Source organism: Micromonospora sp. WMMD714, from assembly GCF_029581315.1.
In the GTDB taxonomy this organism is placed as follows: Bacteria; Actinomycetota; Actinomycetes; order Mycobacteriales; family Micromonosporaceae; genus Micromonospora; species Micromonospora rifamycinica.
Genome location: NZ_CP120744.1, coordinates 2120512 through 2137912, shown reverse-complemented (window position 1 = coordinate 2137912; position 17401 = coordinate 2120512). Strand labels below are relative to the sequence as shown.

Genomic DNA, 17401 nt, shown 5'->3' with positions numbered 1-17401 from the left:
TGGGTCACGGCCTCGTGGACAGAACGTGAGGTCAGCCGCCGACCGGCCACACCATCCGGACCTCGGTCCCGATCCCCTCGGCCACCGGACGGACCTGGAGGTCCTCCACGAAACCCGCGAGCAGCGCAAATCCCACGCCGGTGGTGAGCGCCTCGTCGGTCAGCGTCTCGTTGGCCAGCTCGTCGGCGTTCAACGCGGCCAGGCCCAGCCCCGCCTCGATCGGCGCCCGGTCCACCACCCGCACCGCGTACGACCCGGAGTCAGACATCTCCACCAGCACCGGATCGGCCAGCCCGTACTGATGGTGCAGGGCCACCGCCCGGGTGCACGCCTCACCGATGGCCAGCCGCACCTCGTCGAGCAGATCCTCCCGGACCCCGGCCCGCCGGGCCACCGCGACACCGACCAGGCGGGCGGTGCGTACGTGCACCGGCGCCGGCGAGAAGGAGAGCCGGACCGTCGCCATCACGCGCCGGAGCCGGCCGGGTCGGCGGCGACCGCCGCGTCCACCGTCGGGTGCAGGGGGAAGACCTGGTCCAGTGCGGTGATCCGGAAGATCTTCAGCAGCGGCTCCTTGCCGCAGACCAGGGCGAAGGAACCCCCGGCCGAACGCAGCCGCTTCAGGGCGCCGACCAGCACACCCAGACCGGTGGAGTCGAGGAAGTCCACCCGACCCAGGTCCACGACCACCCGCCGGGCCCCGCCGTCGATCAACTCCAGGAGCCGTTCGCGCAGTCGAGGTGCGGTGTAGACGTCCACCTCACCGCCGACCTCGAGCACCGTGTGCTCCCCCACGGTGCGGGTCGCCAGCGACAGCTCCATCAGTCCTCCTCCGAGAGCCGTAAACTCTCCTGGGCATCTAACCATCCCCGCCGCAGGCCCCGGCGAGGTCACCGGCGGAGGCTCCTCCATACCCACCGACCCGGTTGTTCAGCACCGAACACCAGTGCGAGAGTGCAGGACGTGAACCCCGCAGCCCCCGCCACCGCAGGCACCGGCACCGGCCGACCGCCGGCCGAGCTGCTGCACCGGCTGCGCACCCGGCACCCGGCCGACCCGGTCACCCACGTCGAGCGGGTGCCGGCCCGCGCCGGGCAGCAGACGCCCTGGCCGCACTGGGCACCCGAGGAGCTGCGGGCGGCGTTCGCCCGACGCGGCGTCACCGCCCCCTGGCGGCACCAGGCCGAGGCCGCCGAGCTGGCGTACGCCGGGCAGCACGTCGTGGTCGCCACCGGCACCGCGTCCGGCAAGTCCCTGGCGTACCAGCTCCCGGCGCTGGCCACGCTGCTCGCCGACCCCCGGGCCACGGTGCTCTACCTGGCCCCCACCAAGGCCCTCGCCGCCGACCAGCTGCGCGCCGTCGCCGGCCTGGACCTCGACGGGGTACGCCCCGCCTGCTACGACGGGGACACCCCGCGCGCCGAGCGGGAGTGGATCCGCCGGCACGCACGGTTCGTGCTCACCAACCCGGACATGCTGCACCACGGCATCCTCCCCGGGCACGCGCACTGGTCGGGGTTCCTGCGCCGGCTGGCGTACGTGGTCGTCGACGAGTGCCACACCTACCGGGGCGTCTTCGGCTCGCACGTGGCGCACGTGCTGCGGCGGTTGCGTCGCCGGTGCGCCCAGTTCGGCCGTACCCCCGTCTTCCTGCTCGCCTCGGCGACGTCGGGCGAACCGGCGGTGACCGCCGGGCGGCTCACCGGCCTGCCCGTCACCGCCGTCACCGAGGACGCCTCGCCACGCGGCGGCGTCACCTTCGCGCTCTGGGAACCACCCCTGCTGCCGCCGCCGGCCGACACCGACGCCAGGACGGCGGACCTCGTCCAGGTCCGCCGGTCGGCGCTGCGGGAGACCGCCGACCTGCTCGCCGACACCGTCGCCGCCGGGGTACGCACGCTCGCCTTCGTCCGGTCCCGGCGCGGCGCGGAGGTGGTCGCCGCGAACGCCCGGCGGGCGCTGGACGAGGCGGTGCCCGGCCTCGGCGAGCGGGTGGCCGCCTACCGGGGCGGTTACCTGCGGGAGGAGCGGCGGGAACTGGAACGGGCAGTGCTCCACGGCGACCTGCTCGGGCTGGCCTCCACCAACGCGCTGGAACTCGGCGTCGACCTGGTCGGGCTGGACGCGGTGCTGATCTGCGGCTGGCCCGGCACCCGGGCGTCGCTCTGGCAACAGGCCGGCCGGGCCGGGCGCTCCGGCGACGAGGCGCTCGCCGTACTGGTGGCCCGGGACGACCCGCTCGACACCTACCTGGTGCACCACCCGGAGGCGCTGTTCGGCTGCCCGGTCGAGGCGACGGTGCTCGATCCGGCCAACCCGTACGTGCTCACCCCGCAGCTCGCCTGCGCCGCCGCCGAGTCCCCGCTCACCCCGGCCGACCTGGAGCTGTTCGGCGACGGGGCGAAGGAGGCCGTCGACCACCTGGTCCAGGCCGGTGACCTGCGGCAGCGCCCCACCGGCTGGTACTGGCGGCACCGGGAACGGCCCGAGGTCGACCTGCGGGGCGAGGGCGGCTCGCCGGTCTGCGTCGTGGAGGCCGCCACCGGCCGGCTGCTCGGCACCGTCGACGGCGGCTCGGCGCACTTCCTCGTCCACCCGGGGGCGGTCTACCTGCACCAGGGCGTCTCCTACCTGGTCGAGGCGCTGGACCTCGACGACGGGTGCGCGCTGGTGCACGCCGAGGAGCCGGACTGGTCCACCCACGCCCGGGACGTCACCTCGCTCTCCGTGGTGTCGGTCCGCTCCTACCTGGACGCCGGCCCGGTCGGGCTCTTCCTCGGCGAGGTGGACGTGACCAGCCAGGTGGTCTCCTACCAGCGTCGCCGGATCGCCACCGGCGAGGTGATCGACACCCGGCCGTTGGACCTGCCGGTCCGGGAGCTGCGGACCGTCGCGGTCTGGTTCACGCTCTCCCCGCAGTCCCTGGCGGCGGCCGGCGTCGAGCCGGCGGACGTGCCGGGGGCCCTGCACGCGGCCGAGCACGCCGCGATCGGGCTGCTGCCGCTGATGGCCACCTGCGACCGGTGGGACATCGGCGGGCTGTCCACCGCCCTGCACCCGGACACCGAGGCGCCCACCGTGTTCGTCTACGACGGCCACCCCGGCGGGGCCGGGTTCGCCGAGCGGGCCTACCGGACGGCGGCGGCCTGGCTGGGCGCCACCCGGGACGCGATCGTCGAGTGCGGCTGCGAGTCGGGGTGCCCGTCCTGCGTCCAGTCCCCGAAGTGCGGAAACGGCAACAACCCGCTGTCCAAGCCGGATGCGGTCCGGGTCCTCGACGTGGTCCTGACCCACCTTCCCGGTGAGGCCTCCGCACCACCCAGACAGACAGTTCACCGGTCCCACCTTCCGGATCGCGCTTGAGTCGGGGAACATGTGGGCATTGATGCATGGGAGCGCTTCCATCGATAGTGGGAAGTGCGTCCGACCGCCGACCCTGCCGTTCTTCCCGACCCGGAGGAGAAGCCGTGGCCGACACCATTGCCGAGACCGTCGACCTGCTCTACACCATCGACCAGGAGAATCTCACTCCCGACCAGTTGATCGCGCTGGGTGCCGCGCTGGCCAGCCTGGCCCAGGCGGAACGCCTGGACCAGATCAACGAACGACTGCGCGGCATCCACCAGGTGCTCAACACCTGGGCACTCAAGGCGACCGCCGTCGACGGGCGCTGACCCGAGGACGGTGGACGCTGGCCGACGGTGCTGACCGGCGGACGGTGGACGCTGGCCGACGGTGCTGACCGGCGGACGGTGGACGCTGGCCGACGGTGCTGACCGGCGGACGCCGACCGGCGGACGCCGGCCAGTTGCGCTGGCCAGCGGGCGCTGACCGGCGGGCTGTGCGAGACTCCGGCGCAACCTTTCGGAGGAGTTTCCATGCAGCTAGACGGTTTGCAGGCACAGCACCAGTTCCATGTCCGGCAGCGGATTCGGATGATGGTCAACCAGTACGAGGTCCGAGCCGTGGCGGCGGACGGCACCGAGGGCGCGCTCCTGGCGTTCGCGCAGCAGAAGCGGCTCGCCTTCAAGGAGCAGGTGACCATCTACACCGACGACTCCAAGCAGCAGCCACTGCTCGGCTTCAAGGCCCGTCAGCGGCTCGACCTCGGTGCCACGTACGACGTGACCGACCATGCCGGCACGCCGATCGGGCTGTTCCGCAAGGACTTCACCCAGTCGCTGTTCCGTTCCACCTGGCACGTCGAGCAGGCCGGCCTGCCGCAGATCACCGGTCAGGAACGCAGCATGCCGGTGGCGCTGCTGCGCCGGTTCGTCGACTCGTTGTCGTGGCTGCCGTACCACTTCGACTTCACCGCCGGTGGCCAGCCGGTCTTCTCGGTGATCAAGCAGTGGGGCCTGCGGGACCGCTACGTCGTCGAGGTGCCGCACCCGCAGATCGACCGCCGCCTGGTGATCGCCATGGCCATCGGTCTGGACGCGCTCCAGGGCCGCTGACCGCCGGCGTCCCGGGGTGCGCGGCCCCTCGCCACGCGCCCCGGAACAGCGGTCGGCCCGCCCACCGGTGCCTCCGTCCCCCGCTCAGCCACGAACCGGTCCGGCGCGGGAGGTGGCGGTGGCGAACCGACGGAGCCCCGGCAGCGGGGTGACCGCCACCTCGACCGTGACCACCACGTCGAGCCCGTCCACCCGGCAGGTCACCAACCGGGCGGCATTGGCGCGGACGATCTCCCCGGCGGTCGTACAGGCCGGCTCGACGCCCTGCCACGCCCGGCCCGCCCCGGCCAGTGCCCCGAAGTCGGCACCGACCCGGGCCTGGTGCCGGGCCAGCCGGGCCGTACCGATCGCCGCCCCGAACCCACCGACCAACACGAACACCATGCCGATCGCGAGCAGCAGAACACTGGCCCCACCCCGGTCCGCGCGGACGTCCCGCCGACCCTCGCAGCGCTGCTGCCGCCCACCGGGTTGTGTGTCGACGTCCCGCCGACCCTCGTGGCGCTGCCGCTGCCTACCCGGCTCCATGTCGACATCCCGCCGACCCTCGCGGCGCTGCCGCCACCCACCGGGCTGAATCGACGACCGACCGGACCACGGCCGCTCACCCGCGCCTGCGTCGCGGAGAGGGCGGGCGTCGGCCCCGGATGGACCGTCGGCGCGGTCGCCCGGCACGGATGGACCGTCGGCGCGGTCGCCGGGTCGGGTGGCGGGGGCGGGGGCGGGGGTCATCGTCCGGGCTCCGCTGCGCCCGGTTCGACGGCGGCGACCGTGCTGGCCTCGACCGTGAGCCGGGGCAACCGTGCTCCGAGCGCCCGGACGGGGGCACGGACCGTCACGGTCACCCGGTCCGCGTTCACCGAGATCGAGACGTTAGCCGCCTCCGGGGCGATCCGGGTGCCCGCGCTGACACCGTCCCCGCCCCGGGAGGCGGCGAGCGCCGCCTCCCGGGCCGCGTCCAGGCAGGCCGCCTTCGTGGTGACCGCGTCGGTGGCGGTGAGCCCGGCGAGCAGGAGCAGGAGCAGCGCCGGCAGACCGGCCGCCAACTCGGCGGTGAACGAACCCCGGTCCCCACCGGCCGGCCGGCGCGGTTTCACTTCAACGCCCGGTCGATGACGGCGGTCAACGCCGACTGCACGTTCCCCGAGGTGAGCACCTTGAGCAGGATGCCGGCGAAGGCCACGGCGGCGAGGGTGCCCACGGCGTACTCGGCGGTGTTCATTCCCGCGTCGCCGCGCAGCCGGGTGAGGAGTTTCCGCATCTGTCGTTCCCTTCTCGATGATGGTTCACAGCACGTCGCCGAGGACGGCGACGATCACCGGCACCAGGCCGGCGAGAATGAAGGCGGGCAGGAAGCACAGGCCCAGCGGCAGCACGATCAGCACGCCGGCCCGCCGGGCGGACGCCTCCGCCGCCATGGACCGGTCGGCCCGCAGGTCGTCGGCGACCCGGGTGAGTGCCCCGGCGAGCGCCGCACCGCTACGGGAGGAACGCAACGCGGCACCGACCATCCGGTCCGCCCCGGGTACCGGGGTGAGGTGCGCCCAGGCCTCCCGTGGCTCACCACCGAGCAGCAGCGTCCGCCCGATCCGGCCGAGCCGGGCCGCCAGTGGACCGTCCAACGCGTCGGCCACCGCGAGCACGGACCGGTCGACCGGGGCACCCGCTCGCATGGCCGCTGCGAGCAGGTCGGCGGCGAGCGGCAGGTCGGCGGCCTCCCGCAACCGGCGGCTCCGGGCGACGGGGGTCTCGATGCGTCGCAGTAGCCGGTCCGCCACCGGGGCGGTCAACGCTCCTCCCAGGACCCCGGGCCAGCCGCCGACCAGCAGCAGGACCGCCAGCCCGGCCAGCGCGGCACCGAGCCTCGTCCGGTCTGGCCACCAGTCCGGCCGAGGTCGCCCGGAGCGTCGGCCGGTGAACACCTCCCACCGTCGGCCAGCCCGGTTACCACGGACGGCGACCAGCAGCGCGGCCACGACCAGGCAACCGGCCGACAACACCGAGGGGGACATCAGCCACCCCCGCCGGGTGTGGCACCCAGCCGTTCGACCCAGAGCAGTCCGCCGGCCTGGAGTCCCATCGCTGCCAGCGCGCACCCGGCACCCACCGGGGTGTGCAGCAGCACCGCCAGCGGGTCGACACCGATGCCGTAGCCGAGCGCGATGCCGCCCAGCGGAAGCCCGGCCAGCAGCAGCGCGGTGGCGTTGGCGCCCGCCGCCTGGGCGGCGGCACCGGCCAGTCCCCGATCGGTCGCCCGGGCGTCGGCCTCGACCCGTTCGAGGAGTTCGGCCAACGGGGCTCCCGTCCGGTCCGCGAGCCGGACAGCCGACCGGGCCAGCCGTTCGAGCCGGTCCGTCCCGGTCGGATCGTCACCCGGGGTCACCACGTCCGGCCGGGGTGCGGGTGAGAACCCCGCCGGCACGTCGCTGCTCCCGGCCCGGCCGCCGTCGGGCGGAGGGGATCGCGTACCGGCCGTCGGTGGAGCTGACGGACCGGCCCCCGGACGGCGACCGGCAGCCGAGCGGATCCCGAAGGCCGGAGTCGGGCCGGGACCGCCCAGCAGGTCGGCGGCTGCCGACGTGATGGTGGGATCGAGTGTCGGGGCGGGTAGGCCGGCACGCAGGTCGGCGGCGAACGCGCCGAGACCGTCCAGCCGGCGGCGGCGTTCCCGGACGATCCGCCCGGCCGCCCGGCGTCGGTACACGGCGCGGGCGGCGAGCATTCCGTAGCCGGCCAGCAGGGCGGCGGCGACCGGCCCGGCCGTGAGGCCGCCGGTGCCGGCACCCACGAACCCGACCAGCAGCACGATCCGACGCGGACGGGCGGCTGCCACCCGCCACAGTGCTCGTCTACCGACAGAGGCACCCCGGTCCAGGTCGTCACCGGTCGCCCCGGTGGACAGTCCGGTCCCGGTCGACCCGGTGGGGCCGGGCACTCCGACGAATCCCGTGCGGCCCCGACGGCTGGCCCGCCCCTGGCGGCTGGTCCAGCCGGTGGCACGCATCAGGCTGGCGGTAACCGGCGACCCGATGGCATCCGGTGGCGGACTGAGCACGCGGCGACGACGGCGACGGCTGCTGCGTACCGGCCAGGCGACCACCAGGGCAGCACCGGCCAGGAGCACCACCACCAGCCACGATCCGGCTGTCATGCCGGCCCCGCCGCCGGGGGCGGGGGCGGGGGCGGGGGGTCGTGGACCGGGGGCGGGACGGGCGCTCCCCGGTCCTGCAACAGGGTCGCCAGGGCCGGCCACGCCGGCCCGACCCCTTGTCCCCGTACCCAGGCCGGCACCACGGTGACCAGCCGGTCGGCGCCCTGGGGCAGCAGCAGGCAGATCGACTCCACCAACCGGCCGTGCCGGCCCCGCCGGACCTGGACCAGCACCTGGAGCGCGGCGGTGACCTGGGCGTGCAGCGCCGCCCGGGGAAGACCGCCCAGCATTCCGAGCGCCTCCAGCCGGGCCGGCACGTCGGCCGGGGTGTTGGCGTGCAGGGTTCCCGCCCCGCCGTCGTGGCCGGTGTTGAGCGCGGCCAGCAGATCCACCACTTCCGCACCCCGGCACTCGCCGACGACCAGCCGGTCGGGGCGCATCCGCAACGCCTGTCGGACCAGCTCGCTCAACCCGACCACGCCCGCGCCCTCCACGTTGGCCGTCCGGACCTGGAGGCCGACCACGTGCGGGTGCACCGGGCGCAGCTCGGCGGCGTCCTCCACCAGCACGATGCGCTCCGTCACCGGCACCAGGCCCAGCATCGTGTTGAGCAGGGTGGTCTTGCCCGAGCCGGTGCCGCCGACCACCAGGTACGCCAGCCGGGCGGCGACCAGGGCGGCGAGCACCGGTGCGACCGGACGCGGCACCGTGCCCCGCTGGACCAGCTCGTCGAGGGTGAACGGGCGGTGCCGAAAGGTGCGCAGCGACAGGTACGGCCCGTCGGTCGCCACCGGAGGCAGCACGGCGTGCAGCCGGGTGCCGTCGGGCAGCCGCGCGTCCGCGTACGGGGAGCCGTCGTCGAGTCGACGCCCAGCGGCGGCGGTCAGCCGTTGGGCCAGTCGGCGTACGTCGTCGACCGTGCCGAGCGGCACCGCCACCTGGCGCAGCCCGGCACCCCGGTCGACCCAGACCCGGACGCCGTTCACCAGCACGTCGGTGACCTGGGGATCCTCCAGCAGCGGGGCGAGCGGCCCGGCACCGACCAGCTCGTCGTGCACCCGGTCGGCGATCCGCAGCACCGCGGTGTCGCCGAGGACGGCGGCGGACGGGTCGGCGCGGACGGCGGAGACGATCGCCGCCGGGGTGACCGGGGTGGCCGCGTCGGCCATCCGCTGCCGGACCCGGGCGGCGAGTTCCTCCGACCGCCCGGTCATGCCGCACCCGGCACGGGCAGGCCGGTCAGCTCGGTGACCAGGCGGCGGCAGAGGGCGGCGAGCGGGCCGTGGCCGGCGGCAGCCGGTGCCTCGCCACGTTCCAGCCCCCGGCACAGGGCCGGTTCGGGGCGCAGCGTCCCGGCGAGCGGGAGACCCAGTGCCCGGGCCACCTCGGTCGCTTTCAGCCGGCCGGGGGCGGGGCCCCGGACGATCACCCCCAGGGCGGCGCAGTGCGGGGCCGCGGCGGCGACCACCCGGGTCGCCGCGGCGGTGGCCCGCAGCTCGGCCGGCACCACCACGTACGCCTGGTCGGCGGCCTGCAAGGCGATCACGGCGGCGTCGTCGAGCTGGCGCGGCAGGTCGACCACCACGAAGTCCCGGCCGCGCCGTGCGGCGTCCACGGTGGCGGCCATCGCCTGGGCGGGCAGGGCCAACGGCTCGCCCCGGTCCCAGGAGAGGACGACCAGGTCGCCCCGGTGCGGCAGGGCGCGGACCAGGGCGGGCGCGTCGACCCGTCCGTCGGCGTCGGTGAGCGACGGCCACCGCAACCCGTCCAGCCCCTCCCAGCCGAGCACCAGGTCCAGGCCACCGCCGAGCGGATCCGCGTCGACCAGCAGGGTCCGCAGGTGGGCGCGGGCGGCGGTGACCGCCAGACCACCGGCGAGGACACTCGCGCCGGCGCCACCCCGACCGCCGAGCACCGCGACCGTCCGGGCGGGACCGGCCGCGTCACCGCCCGGCGCACATCCGGTGAACCGGTCGACCAGCCACGGCTCGGCGGCGGGCAGGGTGGCGACGTGTTCGGCACCGATCAGCTCGGCGATCTCCCAGCGCGGGTCGAGCTGGCCCGAGCGTCCGACCAGCACCGTGCGGGGTCGTTTGGGCAGCCGGGCACGTAGGCAGGCCTGCGCCTGGTCGCTGCCGACCAGGACCAGCGGGCTGGGCAGCCAGCGGGCGCGGGCGGCAGCCGGATCGGCGGCCACCTCGACCTCGGTACCGCCCGCGGCGGCGAGCCGCAGCAGTTCGTCGAGGAGGTCACCGTCGGAGGTGACCAGCAGCGGTAGTCGCCGGTGCGGCGAGAGGGAGGTACGGGGTGGCATCACGGCCTCCAGCGGTCGGGGGTGCTGGACAGACCCTGCGCCGGATTGCCGGGTCGGTGCCGCTCCGACCAGCCGACCTGTGGACAACGGGACGGCCTGTGGACAACCCCCGCCGCCGCTGTGGATCTGCTACGGCTGGCGGCCGGCGCCGCTCCACCCTCCGTCGCCCGTCCGAGCCCGGTCGGAGGCTCTGACCAGCACAGGCGGCACCTAGGGCAGCCCATCCGGTGGGCAGTCCCGGCCGATCGACGCCGCTACCCGGGTGACCTCCGGGGAACGAACACGAAAAAAGTCCTGTTATCTCCAGCCGGCTCATTGACGACATACCGCGTCGTACGCCGATAATCGTCACCGCACGCCACCGCGACGGTGGCATCCGCCGCTCTCGGAACCGGGGCCATGGCCGACTCACCCGACGAAACACCCCCCACCCTGCGCATCGGTGGCTGGCTTCCCGAGCCCCAGCACCACCAGGCGTTTCCGACCTACCTCGTCCCCCCGGCCGGCCGACACCCGATCGACATCCCCGCAGCCGGGTCACCGACCGCCCCGCTGCCGTCTCCCGTCCACACCGTCGAATCCGACGGCATCGGACGGACCCTGCTGCTGGCCGGGGTGGCCTGCGGCCTGGCCATCAGCCTCGTCCTCGCGCTGTCACCACTGTGGTCCGGATCGGGGCGCAGCGGGGCGGCGCTCCCGGTGACGCCCTCGGGAGTCGTGGCCGGCCCGGACCTCGCCGCCGCGCAGAGCCCCACCCCGATCGACGACTACTCACCCGCGCCGGTCTCGATGGCCACCCGCGCGGCGTCGCCGGCCGCGCCGCCACCGCCCGCGCCGACCCGCCAGCCCGCCGCCGGTACGGCCCCCCGCCCCGCCGCGACGACCCCGCCGCCCCACCCGACCACCACTCCGCCCCGGCCCACCCCGAAACCGCCGACGAACCAGCCCGGACCGGGCGAACTGACCCCACTGCCGGCGTCCCAGGAACGGTCGCTGCGGTCCAGTGCCAACGGGCCGTCGACGTACGTCGAATTCGTCAACGCCCGACGCTCCCGGGTCGTCGTCTACTGGCTCGACTACCAGGGCCAGCGGCGGCAGTACAGGGTCCTCGACGCCGGCCGCTCCTACCGGCAGCAGACCTATGTGGGCCACCCGTGGGTGGTCACCGACGAGCGCGGCCGGGGACTGGCCTGCTTCCTGCCCGCCCGGACCACGATGAAGGCGGTGGCGCGGTAGGAGCGACGGAACCTCCGGGGCAGTCACCCACCTCGCGCCACCGGGACCGGGACCACCGAAACGGTACGATCCCGGCCATGCACCCGACCGGCCGACAGCCGATGCGGCTCCTTCCCGGCGAGGGGAAGTCCTTCCTGAAGTGGGCCGGCGGGAAGACCCGGTACGCCAGGACCCTGGTGTCCGCCGCGCCCAGCTTCACCGGCACCTACCGCGAGCCGTTCCTCGGCAGCGGCGCGGTGTTCTTCGAGCTGAATCCCGCCCGGGCGGTGCTGAGCGACGCCAACGAGGAGCTGGTCACCTGCTTCCGGGCCGTTGCGCGGGACGCGGAGGCCGTGATGGGTCGGCTCGACGAGTACCCCAACACCCGCGAGCACTTCGCGGCGGTACGGCGGCAGGACCCGGCCACCCTCTCGGACGTCGAACGGGCCGCCCGGGTGATCTACCTGAACAAGACCTCGTTCCGGGGGCTGTGGCGGGTCAACCGGAAGGGCCAGTTCAACACGCCCTACGGCGCCTACGACCGCCCCTACTACAACCGACAGATGCTCCTCGAAGCCGCCAGGATGCTCAACGGTACGGACATCCGGGTCGCCGACTTCGAGGAACAGCTCGACGAGGCCACCGCAGGCGACTGGGTGTACCTCGACCCGCCGTACGCGCCGCTCGGCGGCTGGGCGGACTTCCAGCGCTACACCCCCGGGCAGTTCGGCGAGGACGACCACCGCCGGCTCTGCGCGGCGATGAAACGAGCGAGCGGACGCGGCGTCCTGGTGACCATGAGCAACAGCGACACCCCGTTCGTACGGCGGCTCTTCGCCGACGACTTCCAGGTGGCCAGGATGGCGACCCGACGGGACATCAACCTCCAGTCGACCAAGCGGGGAAGCTGGGACCTGGTGGTCACGAACTACGACCTGCCCGACACAGCCCGGCAGCTCGCCGGCTGACGACCGGGTGCCCGGCCCCAGGGGACGGCAAACCCGATATGGGTGCTTCTACAGCACCGATCGCCGACCTGGCCAGCAGAAAAGGGACGCCCCCTCCGGGGGAAGCGACCTGAGGTAGCAGTGAGTGTGATCGAGTGCCGTACTGCGTGGTCAGACGCACGAGGCATGCGGTCGAACATGATCGAGTATGGATATGTGGGTCACGTCCGCCCAGGCAGTCAGTGCCGGAGATCGCGACGTCTCAGTAAACCCCACCACAGACAGCTTTCAGTCGGAAGCTTCTATCTGGCCCAACGCCAGAGGTAGGGTCTCCATCCACGATGGACCCCAGTTGCACAGGAGGCCAAATGGCTGCGCCTACAGCGCAGGTCACGCGAAGGCCGGCGAGCCTCGACAGAAGGGAAGTCGGTCTTAAGCTATCCAAATGGTTCTTGTTTGAAGTCGTATTTGCGCTCGTCCCCCTTGGCTTCAACTGGCTAGGGTCAATCCTCCACGGAGGCGGATCAGGATTAAACGTCATCCTCGGTCGAGGGGAGTTGCTGCTGGTCTCGACCGCGATCGTCGCCGCCTCTCTCGGGGATTTGGTAAACAAAGGACTAAACCCGCAACTGCGAGGATTTAAGCAACTACTCGTCGGAGTTGGCATATTCCTTATTGTTGCCGCAACCTGGCTCTACGCCGAAGCTGCCGCAACCCCCGGCGAAGCAGCAACCACAGACCTAGGTCTGGTCGTTACACTCTCACTCACAGTCGCACTGGTAGCAATCATCCTGAGCATGGCATGCCTTGTCGTGGCGGAGGTAAAGTGATGTCGAGCTTGTCGCCCGCCCTATTCTCCATCGTCGCCATAGCTACCGCGCTGCCTGCAGCACTCATATCGGCAGCACGCGCGTTCCAGCTCATCCGCGAAAACCGGAGTAGCAACAAGATCAGCCTACGCATCACCAGAGATGGCGGCGAAGTCATCGAACTCACCGCCGACAGCCTCCACCGAGAGGATCTCGAACGCATACTTCAGTACCTCAACGATGAGGTCTCGAAGCAGCTACCAGGGCCAGACGCTCGCACACCTGGCACGGATGCCTGATAGAATCCACTCTTCAGCAACCCAGATGAGTCGCCAATTCACCGCCCCCCCAATTACGAAGTCAAATCTACCGCCTCAACGTCGAGACTAAACGGTGCCGAGAAACGTCAACTTTCAAGTTGACGATTGTCGACCACGCTGCCGGCTATACACCAAGAGGATCCGCTGGCATGACAAGAAGGCGTGCCTACAATACTGCGTAGGTGGCGACGCAGGTTGCTGCACCACTACCTACCCTTACATCAACATCTAGGCACCACCGTCGGCGACAACCCGTGAACCTGGAAGGTCGAAAGTAGTTCTGCATGCTGACACCCTCGGATGGTCGTGCAACCAGCAAGGGCAAAATGCAATCAGCGCTCCGATTCCTACTTATTACCACTCTAAAATTCGCTGGGGCAGTAATCACTTTCACCTTCCTCATGACGCTTGCATTCGAGCCAGGAGAATGGCGAAAATCAGACTGGTTGGTCGACCTGCTGCCCTTACTGACGACGATTCTTGTGGTTAATGCGCTGGTGCAGGCCTTTCGGCTGTGGCGACACTCAACCCGTAAGAACTAGCACGGCCACCATGTGGATGCGTGTTCGTCGTTCAGATTAGCGACGAACACCGCCCATCCCGTCCGCCATCGAGCAGGGCGGCCCGGGCTTCGTCGAGGCGGTTCCAGGAGCTGGCTGTCGTGGTGTCGCCTGAGGTGGCGGAGGCTGGTTAGCGGGCGTTGGGCCAGTAGCTCGGCTCCTCTACACGAGTCGGGTCGTATACCCGGCGTCGACCAGGCGGCTGCAGGCGGCGCGGACGTCGTCGGGGACGTGCTGGGGGGTCGCGAAGCCGAGTTCGGCGTACTTGTCGATGCGTTGGGTGTCCCCGACGAGCATGTCCATGACCTTCTTGGTGTCGCCGATGCTGGTCACGTAGTCGTCGAGTGAGAGCGGGTGAGACGCGCAGATCACGTCGACCTCGGGCCAGAGCTTCTTGCAGGTGGCGTAGGCACGGCGCTGTTGGTACGGACGGGACATCAGGATCACCGATCGGGCCTGGATCTGGTGTTCGGCGAGGAGCGCGCGGGTGTGCTCGATGTTCTGGCCGGTGTTCTCGGCCTGCGTGTCGATGAGGATCGCGTCGGCCGGCACGCCGTGGGCTGTGGCGTACTCGCGATAGTGAACAGCTTCACCTCGGGGGAAAGTGCCGATGGTGGTCGGGGCGTTGGCACCGGTGAAGACCAGGCGTGGGTACATCCCTTGGTGGTAAAGGTCGGTGGCGATCTTGGCGACTCCGAGGTCGTGGCTGCCGAGTCCGACGCCCACGTCGACCGGCCGGATCTCGTGGTGCATGTGGTGGTATTTCCACAGGCGTTCGACGTCCGCGCGGTGTTCGGCGGGGATGGTCAGGGGAGTCGTGGGCATCAGTTCGGGTCTCTCAGTCGGGGATCTCGAAGGTGTACGACCAGGTGAAGCGGGATGCGGCGTGCACCCCTCGGGCGAACTCGACCGGTCGGCCGTCGTGGGTGGACGTCGTGCGGTGCAGGACCATGACGGGTTCGCCGGCCGGGAGTTGGAGGAGTCGGGTCTCCTCGGGGGTGGGCATCCGGGCGCGTACGGTCTCGGTGATCGTGTCCGGCTCCAGTCCCCGGCCGGTGAGGATGGCGAAGCCTCCGCCTCGTCCGGCTGGCCCGGGTGTCGGGTCGACCAGCGAGGTTCCTTCCACGTCTTCCGGCCGGTAGTAGCTGGTCAGGGTGTGGGTGGGCACGTCAGCTTCCCTGACCAGGCGGGCGCGTTCGTAGACGGGTGCTCCGGGCTTGAGTCCGAGCGCTTCGGCGGTCTCGGCATCGGCCTTCGTCAGGCGTACCTCGTTGGTCTGGTCGCCTGGTGCCCAGGTGCGGCCGGTGGCCTCGCGGTCGGCGGCGAACGCGACGAGCCCTGACATCCACTTGCTCTTGGCGTAGCGGTCGATGCCGAGCCGCTTGATCGCCACCCGTGGCCGGACGACGGTCCCACGTCTGCGGACGGGCGTGACGAGCCCTTCGGCTTCGAGCAGTCGCACTGCCTGCCGGACGGTGTTGATGTTGACGCCGTGCTCGGCGGCGATCTCGTCCTGCTTCGGCAGGGTGCTGCCTTCGGTGTAGTCGCCGCGTTGGATGGCTTCGCGCAGGAGCGTCGCCAGATCCCGGTACCCGATCCCCACTCGCTCCTCCTGGCCGTGCGCTGCGTAGAGCTATCTCTACCAACAAGTGTGCACCACAAGCCGACATTAGAGCTAGTTCTATTGACAACACGGTCAACGATCCGGTCACATAGAGCTAGTTCTAATGCCGGTTGGTAGGAGATCATGATGCGCGGTGCGGTGGAAACTTCCAACTCGTCCGGATCATCCCCGATCCGCACTGCCAGCACCCCGCAGCCGCATCGGCCGGGCATGCCCGCACCGGGTGACCTGGTGTTGCTCGACCACCGGGCGTCGGTGCAGTTCGCCGGCGAGCGGGGGTTGTGGCTGCGGGTGACGTCGGTGGACGACAGGCCGACGTACGACGGGTGGGTGTGGCTCACCGGCTACTCGATCAACCAGGCCACCGGCGAAGCAATGGCACGACGTGAGGTCTTCGTGCAGATCGCCGGCCTGCGCGTACAGCCACGGAAGACCGGGAGCACGCCGACAGGGAGCACGTCGCGCAGGAACGCGGGGCCGGCCAGGAGGAGGTACGGTGTTTGACATTAGGGTGCGGCTCGGCGCGGTGCTGGAGATCAGCGCGGCCGAGCGGCTGATGCCGTCGGACGGGCCGGTCACGCTGTGGGTGACCGGGGTTCGGCTGGTGGCCCACCGCCCGCCGGAGGACGAGTGGATCTGGATCGAGGGGATCAGGCTCGGCCGGTCCGGGCGGCGCGGCCGGCAGGCGCAGATCCTGGTCCGTGCGAACACGTTCTCGGCCCGGGAGTAGACCGCCGCCTGCGATGCCAACCGAACCGGAACCTGCGTCGGAGCGCTCCCACCGGAAAGGGACGACCCCCGTCGGGGGGAGACGGGGGTCGTCGGGAGGTTCGGCTCCGGGGGGGTTGAGCCGAACCGGCCCGGCGGTCACGGGGGGTGCGACCGCCGAGGGTCTGTCAGCTTTCCGGGACGTGAATGGTCGTCGTGTGGACAAGTCTGCCCGAGCGGAGTGTTCACGTCGAGTGTTCTCGACCCCACTCCGTGCGAAATTGTGACCGCAGCGTGTGACCGCGCTCACGTTGAGCATTGGTGGTGGAAGTGCTCCCGCAGGTCGGGTGGGGTGTTGGCCCCGGGGCACCCGCCGACCCTAGACCATCGGGCTAGACTTGCGCGCCGTGGGCCGAAGTGCCGCTTTTTTCGATCTGGACAAGACCGTCATCGCCAAGTCGAGCGCCTTGGCGTTCGGTCGGCCGTTCTACCGGGACGGGCTGATCACCCGACGGGATGTCGTGAAGTCGGCGTACGCGCAGCTGATGTTCCGGCTGGGCGGCACCGACGAGCAGACCATGGCCAGGACCAGGGACTATCTCGCCGCCCTCTGCAAGGGCTGGCAGGTGGAGCAGGTCCGCCAGATCGTCGCGGAGACGCTCCACGAGCTGATCAACCCCTACGTGTACGCCGAAGCCGCCGTGCTGATCGAGGAGCACCAGGCCGCCGGGCGGGACGTGGTGCTGGTCTCCGCCTCGGGTGAGGAGATGGTCCGCCCGATCGGTGTGCTGCTCGGGGTGACCGACGTGATCGCCACCCGGATGAGCGTGCGGGACGGCCGGTACAGCGGCGAGGTGGAGTTCTACGCGGCCGGTCCGAGCAAGGTCGAGGCGGTCAACGAGCTGGCCGCCGCCCGGGGCTACGACCTGGCCGACTCGTACGCCTACTCCGACTCGTACAGTGACCGGCCGTTGCTGGAGTGCGTGGGCCACCCGAGCGTGGTCAATCCGGACCGGGCGCTGCGCCGGCTGGCGGTGGAGAACTCCTGGCCGGTGCTGGAGTTCCGGCACCCGATCCCGCTGGGCCGGCGGCTCCGGGAGCGCCCGGCGGTCCCGGTGGCCGCCGCCGCACTCGGCGTCGGGGTCGGGGTGGCGATCGGCATCGCCTGGTACGGCCGGCACCGCCGGACCCGCGCCACCCAGGTCGCCTGACCGACCCGCCGGCCCGGCCAACCACGTCACCTACCAGGTCACGGTTCCGACCCGACCCGCGATTGAGCGATTGCTCAAACACGCC

General features: G+C 71.6%; 21 protein-coding genes. 10 read left to right on the top strand and 11 right to left on the bottom strand.

The window, feature by feature from the left end; translation table 11 throughout:
• Positions 1-31: 31 nt before the first annotated feature.
• The gene (locus tag O7625_RS09660) at positions 32-466 is read right to left on the bottom strand and encodes an ATP-binding protein (protein WP_067300368.1); all 435 of its coding nucleotides are present in this window, start codon (positions 464-466) and stop codon (positions 32-34) included.
• Positions 466-822, bottom strand: a complete 357-nt coding sequence (locus O7625_RS09655; protein ID WP_067300370.1) for an STAS domain-containing protein — start codon at positions 820-822, stop codon at positions 466-468. The genes O7625_RS09660 and O7625_RS09655 overlap by 1 nt, the downstream gene beginning before the upstream one ends.
• A 141-nt stretch (positions 823-963) precedes the next feature.
• On the opposite strand from O7625_RS09655, the gene O7625_RS09650 reads away from it, so the two are divergent.
• From O7625_RS09650 to O7625_RS09640, 3 genes are all read left to right on the top strand, one after another.
• The gene (locus O7625_RS09650; RefSeq protein WP_282345493.1) at positions 964-3363 is read left to right on the top strand and encodes a DEAD/DEAH box helicase; all 2400 of its coding nucleotides are present in this window, start codon (positions 964-966) and stop codon (positions 3361-3363) included.
• A gap of 104 nt (positions 3364-3467) precedes the next feature.
• Positions 3468-3674, top strand: a complete 207-nt coding sequence (locus O7625_RS09645) for a hypothetical protein (RefSeq protein ID WP_067300372.1) — start codon at positions 3468-3470, stop codon at positions 3672-3674.
• Positions 3675-3878: 204 nt separating this feature from the next.
• A complete protein-coding gene (locus O7625_RS09640) occupies positions 3879-4457 on the top strand; it encodes a hypothetical protein (protein WP_282345492.1) in 579 nt (192 codons plus the stop codon).
• Between the two features lie 84 nt (positions 4458-4541).
• Here the strand turns inward: O7625_RS09640 and O7625_RS09635 are convergent, their stop codons facing one another.
• From O7625_RS09635 to ssd, 7 genes are all read right to left on the bottom strand, one after another.
• Positions 4542-4985, bottom strand: coding sequence for an Rv3654c family TadE-like protein (locus tag O7625_RS09635; protein WP_282345491.1), 444 nt, complete (start codon positions 4983-4985; stop codon positions 4542-4544).
• Positions 4986-5185: 200 nt separating this feature from the next.
• Positions 5186-5554, bottom strand: coding sequence for a TadE family type IV pilus minor pilin (locus O7625_RS09630; RefSeq protein ID WP_282345490.1), 369 nt, complete (start codon positions 5552-5554; stop codon positions 5186-5188).
• Entirely contained in the window at positions 5551-5718 is a 168-nt protein-coding gene (locus O7625_RS09625) for a DUF4244 domain-containing protein (RefSeq protein WP_013283643.1), read from the bottom strand. Before O7625_RS09625 ends, O7625_RS09630 begins: the two co-directional genes overlap by 4 nt.
• A gap of 25 nt (positions 5719-5743) precedes the next feature.
• Positions 5744-6469: a type II secretion system F family protein gene (locus O7625_RS09620; protein ID WP_282345489.1), complete on the bottom strand. Its 726-nt coding sequence runs from the start codon at positions 6467-6469 to the stop codon at positions 5744-5746.
• Positions 6469-7608, bottom strand: coding sequence for a hypothetical protein (locus tag O7625_RS30255; protein WP_348773995.1), 1140 nt, complete (start codon positions 7606-7608; stop codon positions 6469-6471). The genes O7625_RS09620 and O7625_RS30255 overlap by 1 nt, the downstream gene beginning before the upstream one ends.
• Positions 7605-8822: a TadA family conjugal transfer-associated ATPase gene (locus O7625_RS09610; RefSeq protein ID WP_282345488.1), complete on the bottom strand. Its 1218-nt coding sequence runs from the start codon at positions 8820-8822 to the stop codon at positions 7605-7607. Before O7625_RS09610 ends, O7625_RS30255 begins: the two co-directional genes overlap by 4 nt.
• On the bottom strand, positions 8819-9922 hold the full coding sequence (gene ssd / locus O7625_RS09605; RefSeq protein ID WP_282345487.1) for a septum site-determining protein Ssd: 1104 nt from the start codon (positions 9920-9922) through the stop codon (positions 8819-8821). Before ssd ends, O7625_RS09610 begins: the two co-directional genes overlap by 4 nt.
• A gap of 399 nt (positions 9923-10321) precedes the next feature.
• On the opposite strand from ssd, the gene O7625_RS09600 reads away from it, so the two are divergent.
• The 4 genes from O7625_RS09600 to O7625_RS09585 all read left to right on the top strand — a co-directional run bounded on the left by O7625_RS09600 (position 10322) and on the right by O7625_RS09585 (position 13192).
• Positions 10322-11158 (top strand): hypothetical protein, encoded by an 837-nt coding sequence (locus O7625_RS09600; protein WP_282345486.1) that lies wholly within the window; start codon positions 10322-10324, stop codon positions 11156-11158.
• Between the two features lie 77 nt (positions 11159-11235).
• On the top strand, positions 11236-12105 hold the full coding sequence (locus O7625_RS09595; protein WP_282345485.1) for a Dam family site-specific DNA-(adenine-N6)-methyltransferase: 870 nt from the start codon (positions 11236-11238) through the stop codon (positions 12103-12105).
• Positions 12106-12452: 347 nt separating this feature from the next.
• On the top strand, positions 12453-12914 hold the full coding sequence (locus tag O7625_RS09590) for a hypothetical protein (protein WP_282345484.1): 462 nt from the start codon (positions 12453-12455) through the stop codon (positions 12912-12914).
• The gene (locus tag O7625_RS09585; protein WP_282345483.1) at positions 12914-13192 is read left to right on the top strand and encodes a hypothetical protein; all 279 of its coding nucleotides are present in this window, start codon (positions 12914-12916) and stop codon (positions 13190-13192) included. Before O7625_RS09590 ends, O7625_RS09585 begins: the two co-directional genes overlap by 1 nt.
• A gap of 743 nt (positions 13193-13935) precedes the next feature.
• Here O7625_RS09585 and O7625_RS09580 read toward each other — a convergent pair.
• Positions 13936-14598 (bottom strand): YdcF family protein, encoded by a 663-nt coding sequence (locus O7625_RS09580; protein WP_282345482.1) that lies wholly within the window; start codon positions 14596-14598, stop codon positions 13936-13938.
• Positions 14599-14611: 13 nt separating this feature from the next.
• Positions 14612-15376 (bottom strand): GntR family transcriptional regulator, encoded by a 765-nt coding sequence (locus O7625_RS09575; protein ID WP_282345481.1) that lies wholly within the window; start codon positions 15374-15376, stop codon positions 14612-14614.
• Between the two features lie 231 nt (positions 15377-15607).
• On the opposite strand from O7625_RS09575, the gene O7625_RS09570 reads away from it, so the two are divergent.
• The 3 genes from O7625_RS09570 to O7625_RS09560 all read left to right on the top strand — a co-directional run bounded on the left by O7625_RS09570 (position 15608) and on the right by O7625_RS09560 (position 17316).
• The gene (locus O7625_RS09570) at positions 15608-15901 is read left to right on the top strand and encodes a hypothetical protein (protein WP_282345480.1); all 294 of its coding nucleotides are present in this window, start codon (positions 15608-15610) and stop codon (positions 15899-15901) included.
• On the top strand, positions 15894-16127 hold the full coding sequence (locus tag O7625_RS09565) for a hypothetical protein (protein WP_282345479.1): 234 nt from the start codon (positions 15894-15896) through the stop codon (positions 16125-16127). The genes O7625_RS09570 and O7625_RS09565 overlap by 8 nt, the downstream gene beginning before the upstream one ends.
• A gap of 376 nt (positions 16128-16503) precedes the next feature.
• Complete coding sequence (locus tag O7625_RS09560; protein ID WP_282345478.1) at positions 16504-17316, top strand: HAD-IB family hydrolase; 813 nt, start codon at positions 16504-16506, stop codon at positions 17314-17316.
• Positions 17317-17401: the final 85 nt, after the last annotated feature.

Excerpts from the sequence above, each read along its gene's own strand:
- O7625_RS09600 (WP_282345486.1), top strand. The coding sequence starts at position 10,322 with ATGGCCGACTCACCCGACGAAACACCCCCCACCCTGCGCATCGGTGGC.
- O7625_RS09625 (WP_013283643.1), bottom strand. The coding sequence starts at position 5,718 with ATGCGGAAACTCCTCACCCGGCTGCGCGGCGACGCGGGAATGAACACC.
- O7625_RS09595 (WP_282345485.1), top strand. The coding sequence starts at position 11,236 with ATGCACCCGACCGGCCGACAGCCGATGCGGCTCCTTCCCGGCGAGGGG.
- O7625_RS09585 (WP_282345483.1), top strand. The coding sequence starts at position 12,914 with ATGTCGAGCTTGTCGCCCGCCCTATTCTCCATCGTCGCCATAGCTACC.
- O7625_RS30255 (WP_348773995.1), bottom strand. The coding sequence starts at position 7,608 with ATGACAGCCGGATCGTGGCTGGTGGTGGTGCTCCTGGCCGGTGCTGCC.
- ssd (WP_282345487.1), bottom strand. The coding sequence starts at position 9,922 with ATGCCACCCCGTACCTCCCTCTCGCCGCACCGGCGACTACCGCTGCTG.
- O7625_RS09655 (WP_067300370.1), bottom strand. The coding sequence starts at position 822 with ATGGAGCTGTCGCTGGCGACCCGCACCGTGGGGGAGCACACGGTGCTC.
- O7625_RS09620 (WP_282345489.1), bottom strand. The coding sequence starts at position 6,469 with ATGTCCCCCTCGGTGTTGTCGGCCGGTTGCCTGGTCGTGGCCGCGCTG.
- O7625_RS09580 (WP_282345482.1), bottom strand. The coding sequence starts at position 14,598 with ATGCCCACGACTCCCCTGACCATCCCCGCCGAACACCGCGCGGACGTC.
- O7625_RS09590 (WP_282345484.1), top strand. The coding sequence starts at position 12,453 with ATGGCTGCGCCTACAGCGCAGGTCACGCGAAGGCCGGCGAGCCTCGAC.
- O7625_RS09635 (WP_282345491.1), bottom strand. The coding sequence starts at position 4,985 with ATGGAGCCGGGTAGGCAGCGGCAGCGCCACGAGGGTCGGCGGGACGTC.
- O7625_RS09610 (WP_282345488.1), bottom strand. The coding sequence starts at position 8,822 with ATGACCGGGCGGTCGGAGGAACTCGCCGCCCGGGTCCGGCAGCGGATG.
- O7625_RS09640 (WP_282345492.1), top strand. The coding sequence starts at position 3,879 with ATGCAGCTAGACGGTTTGCAGGCACAGCACCAGTTCCATGTCCGGCAG.
- O7625_RS09570 (WP_282345480.1), top strand. The coding sequence starts at position 15,608 with ATGCCCGCACCGGGTGACCTGGTGTTGCTCGACCACCGGGCGTCGGTG.
- O7625_RS09660 (WP_067300368.1), bottom strand. The coding sequence starts at position 466 with ATGGCGACGGTCCGGCTCTCCTTCTCGCCGGCGCCGGTGCACGTACGC.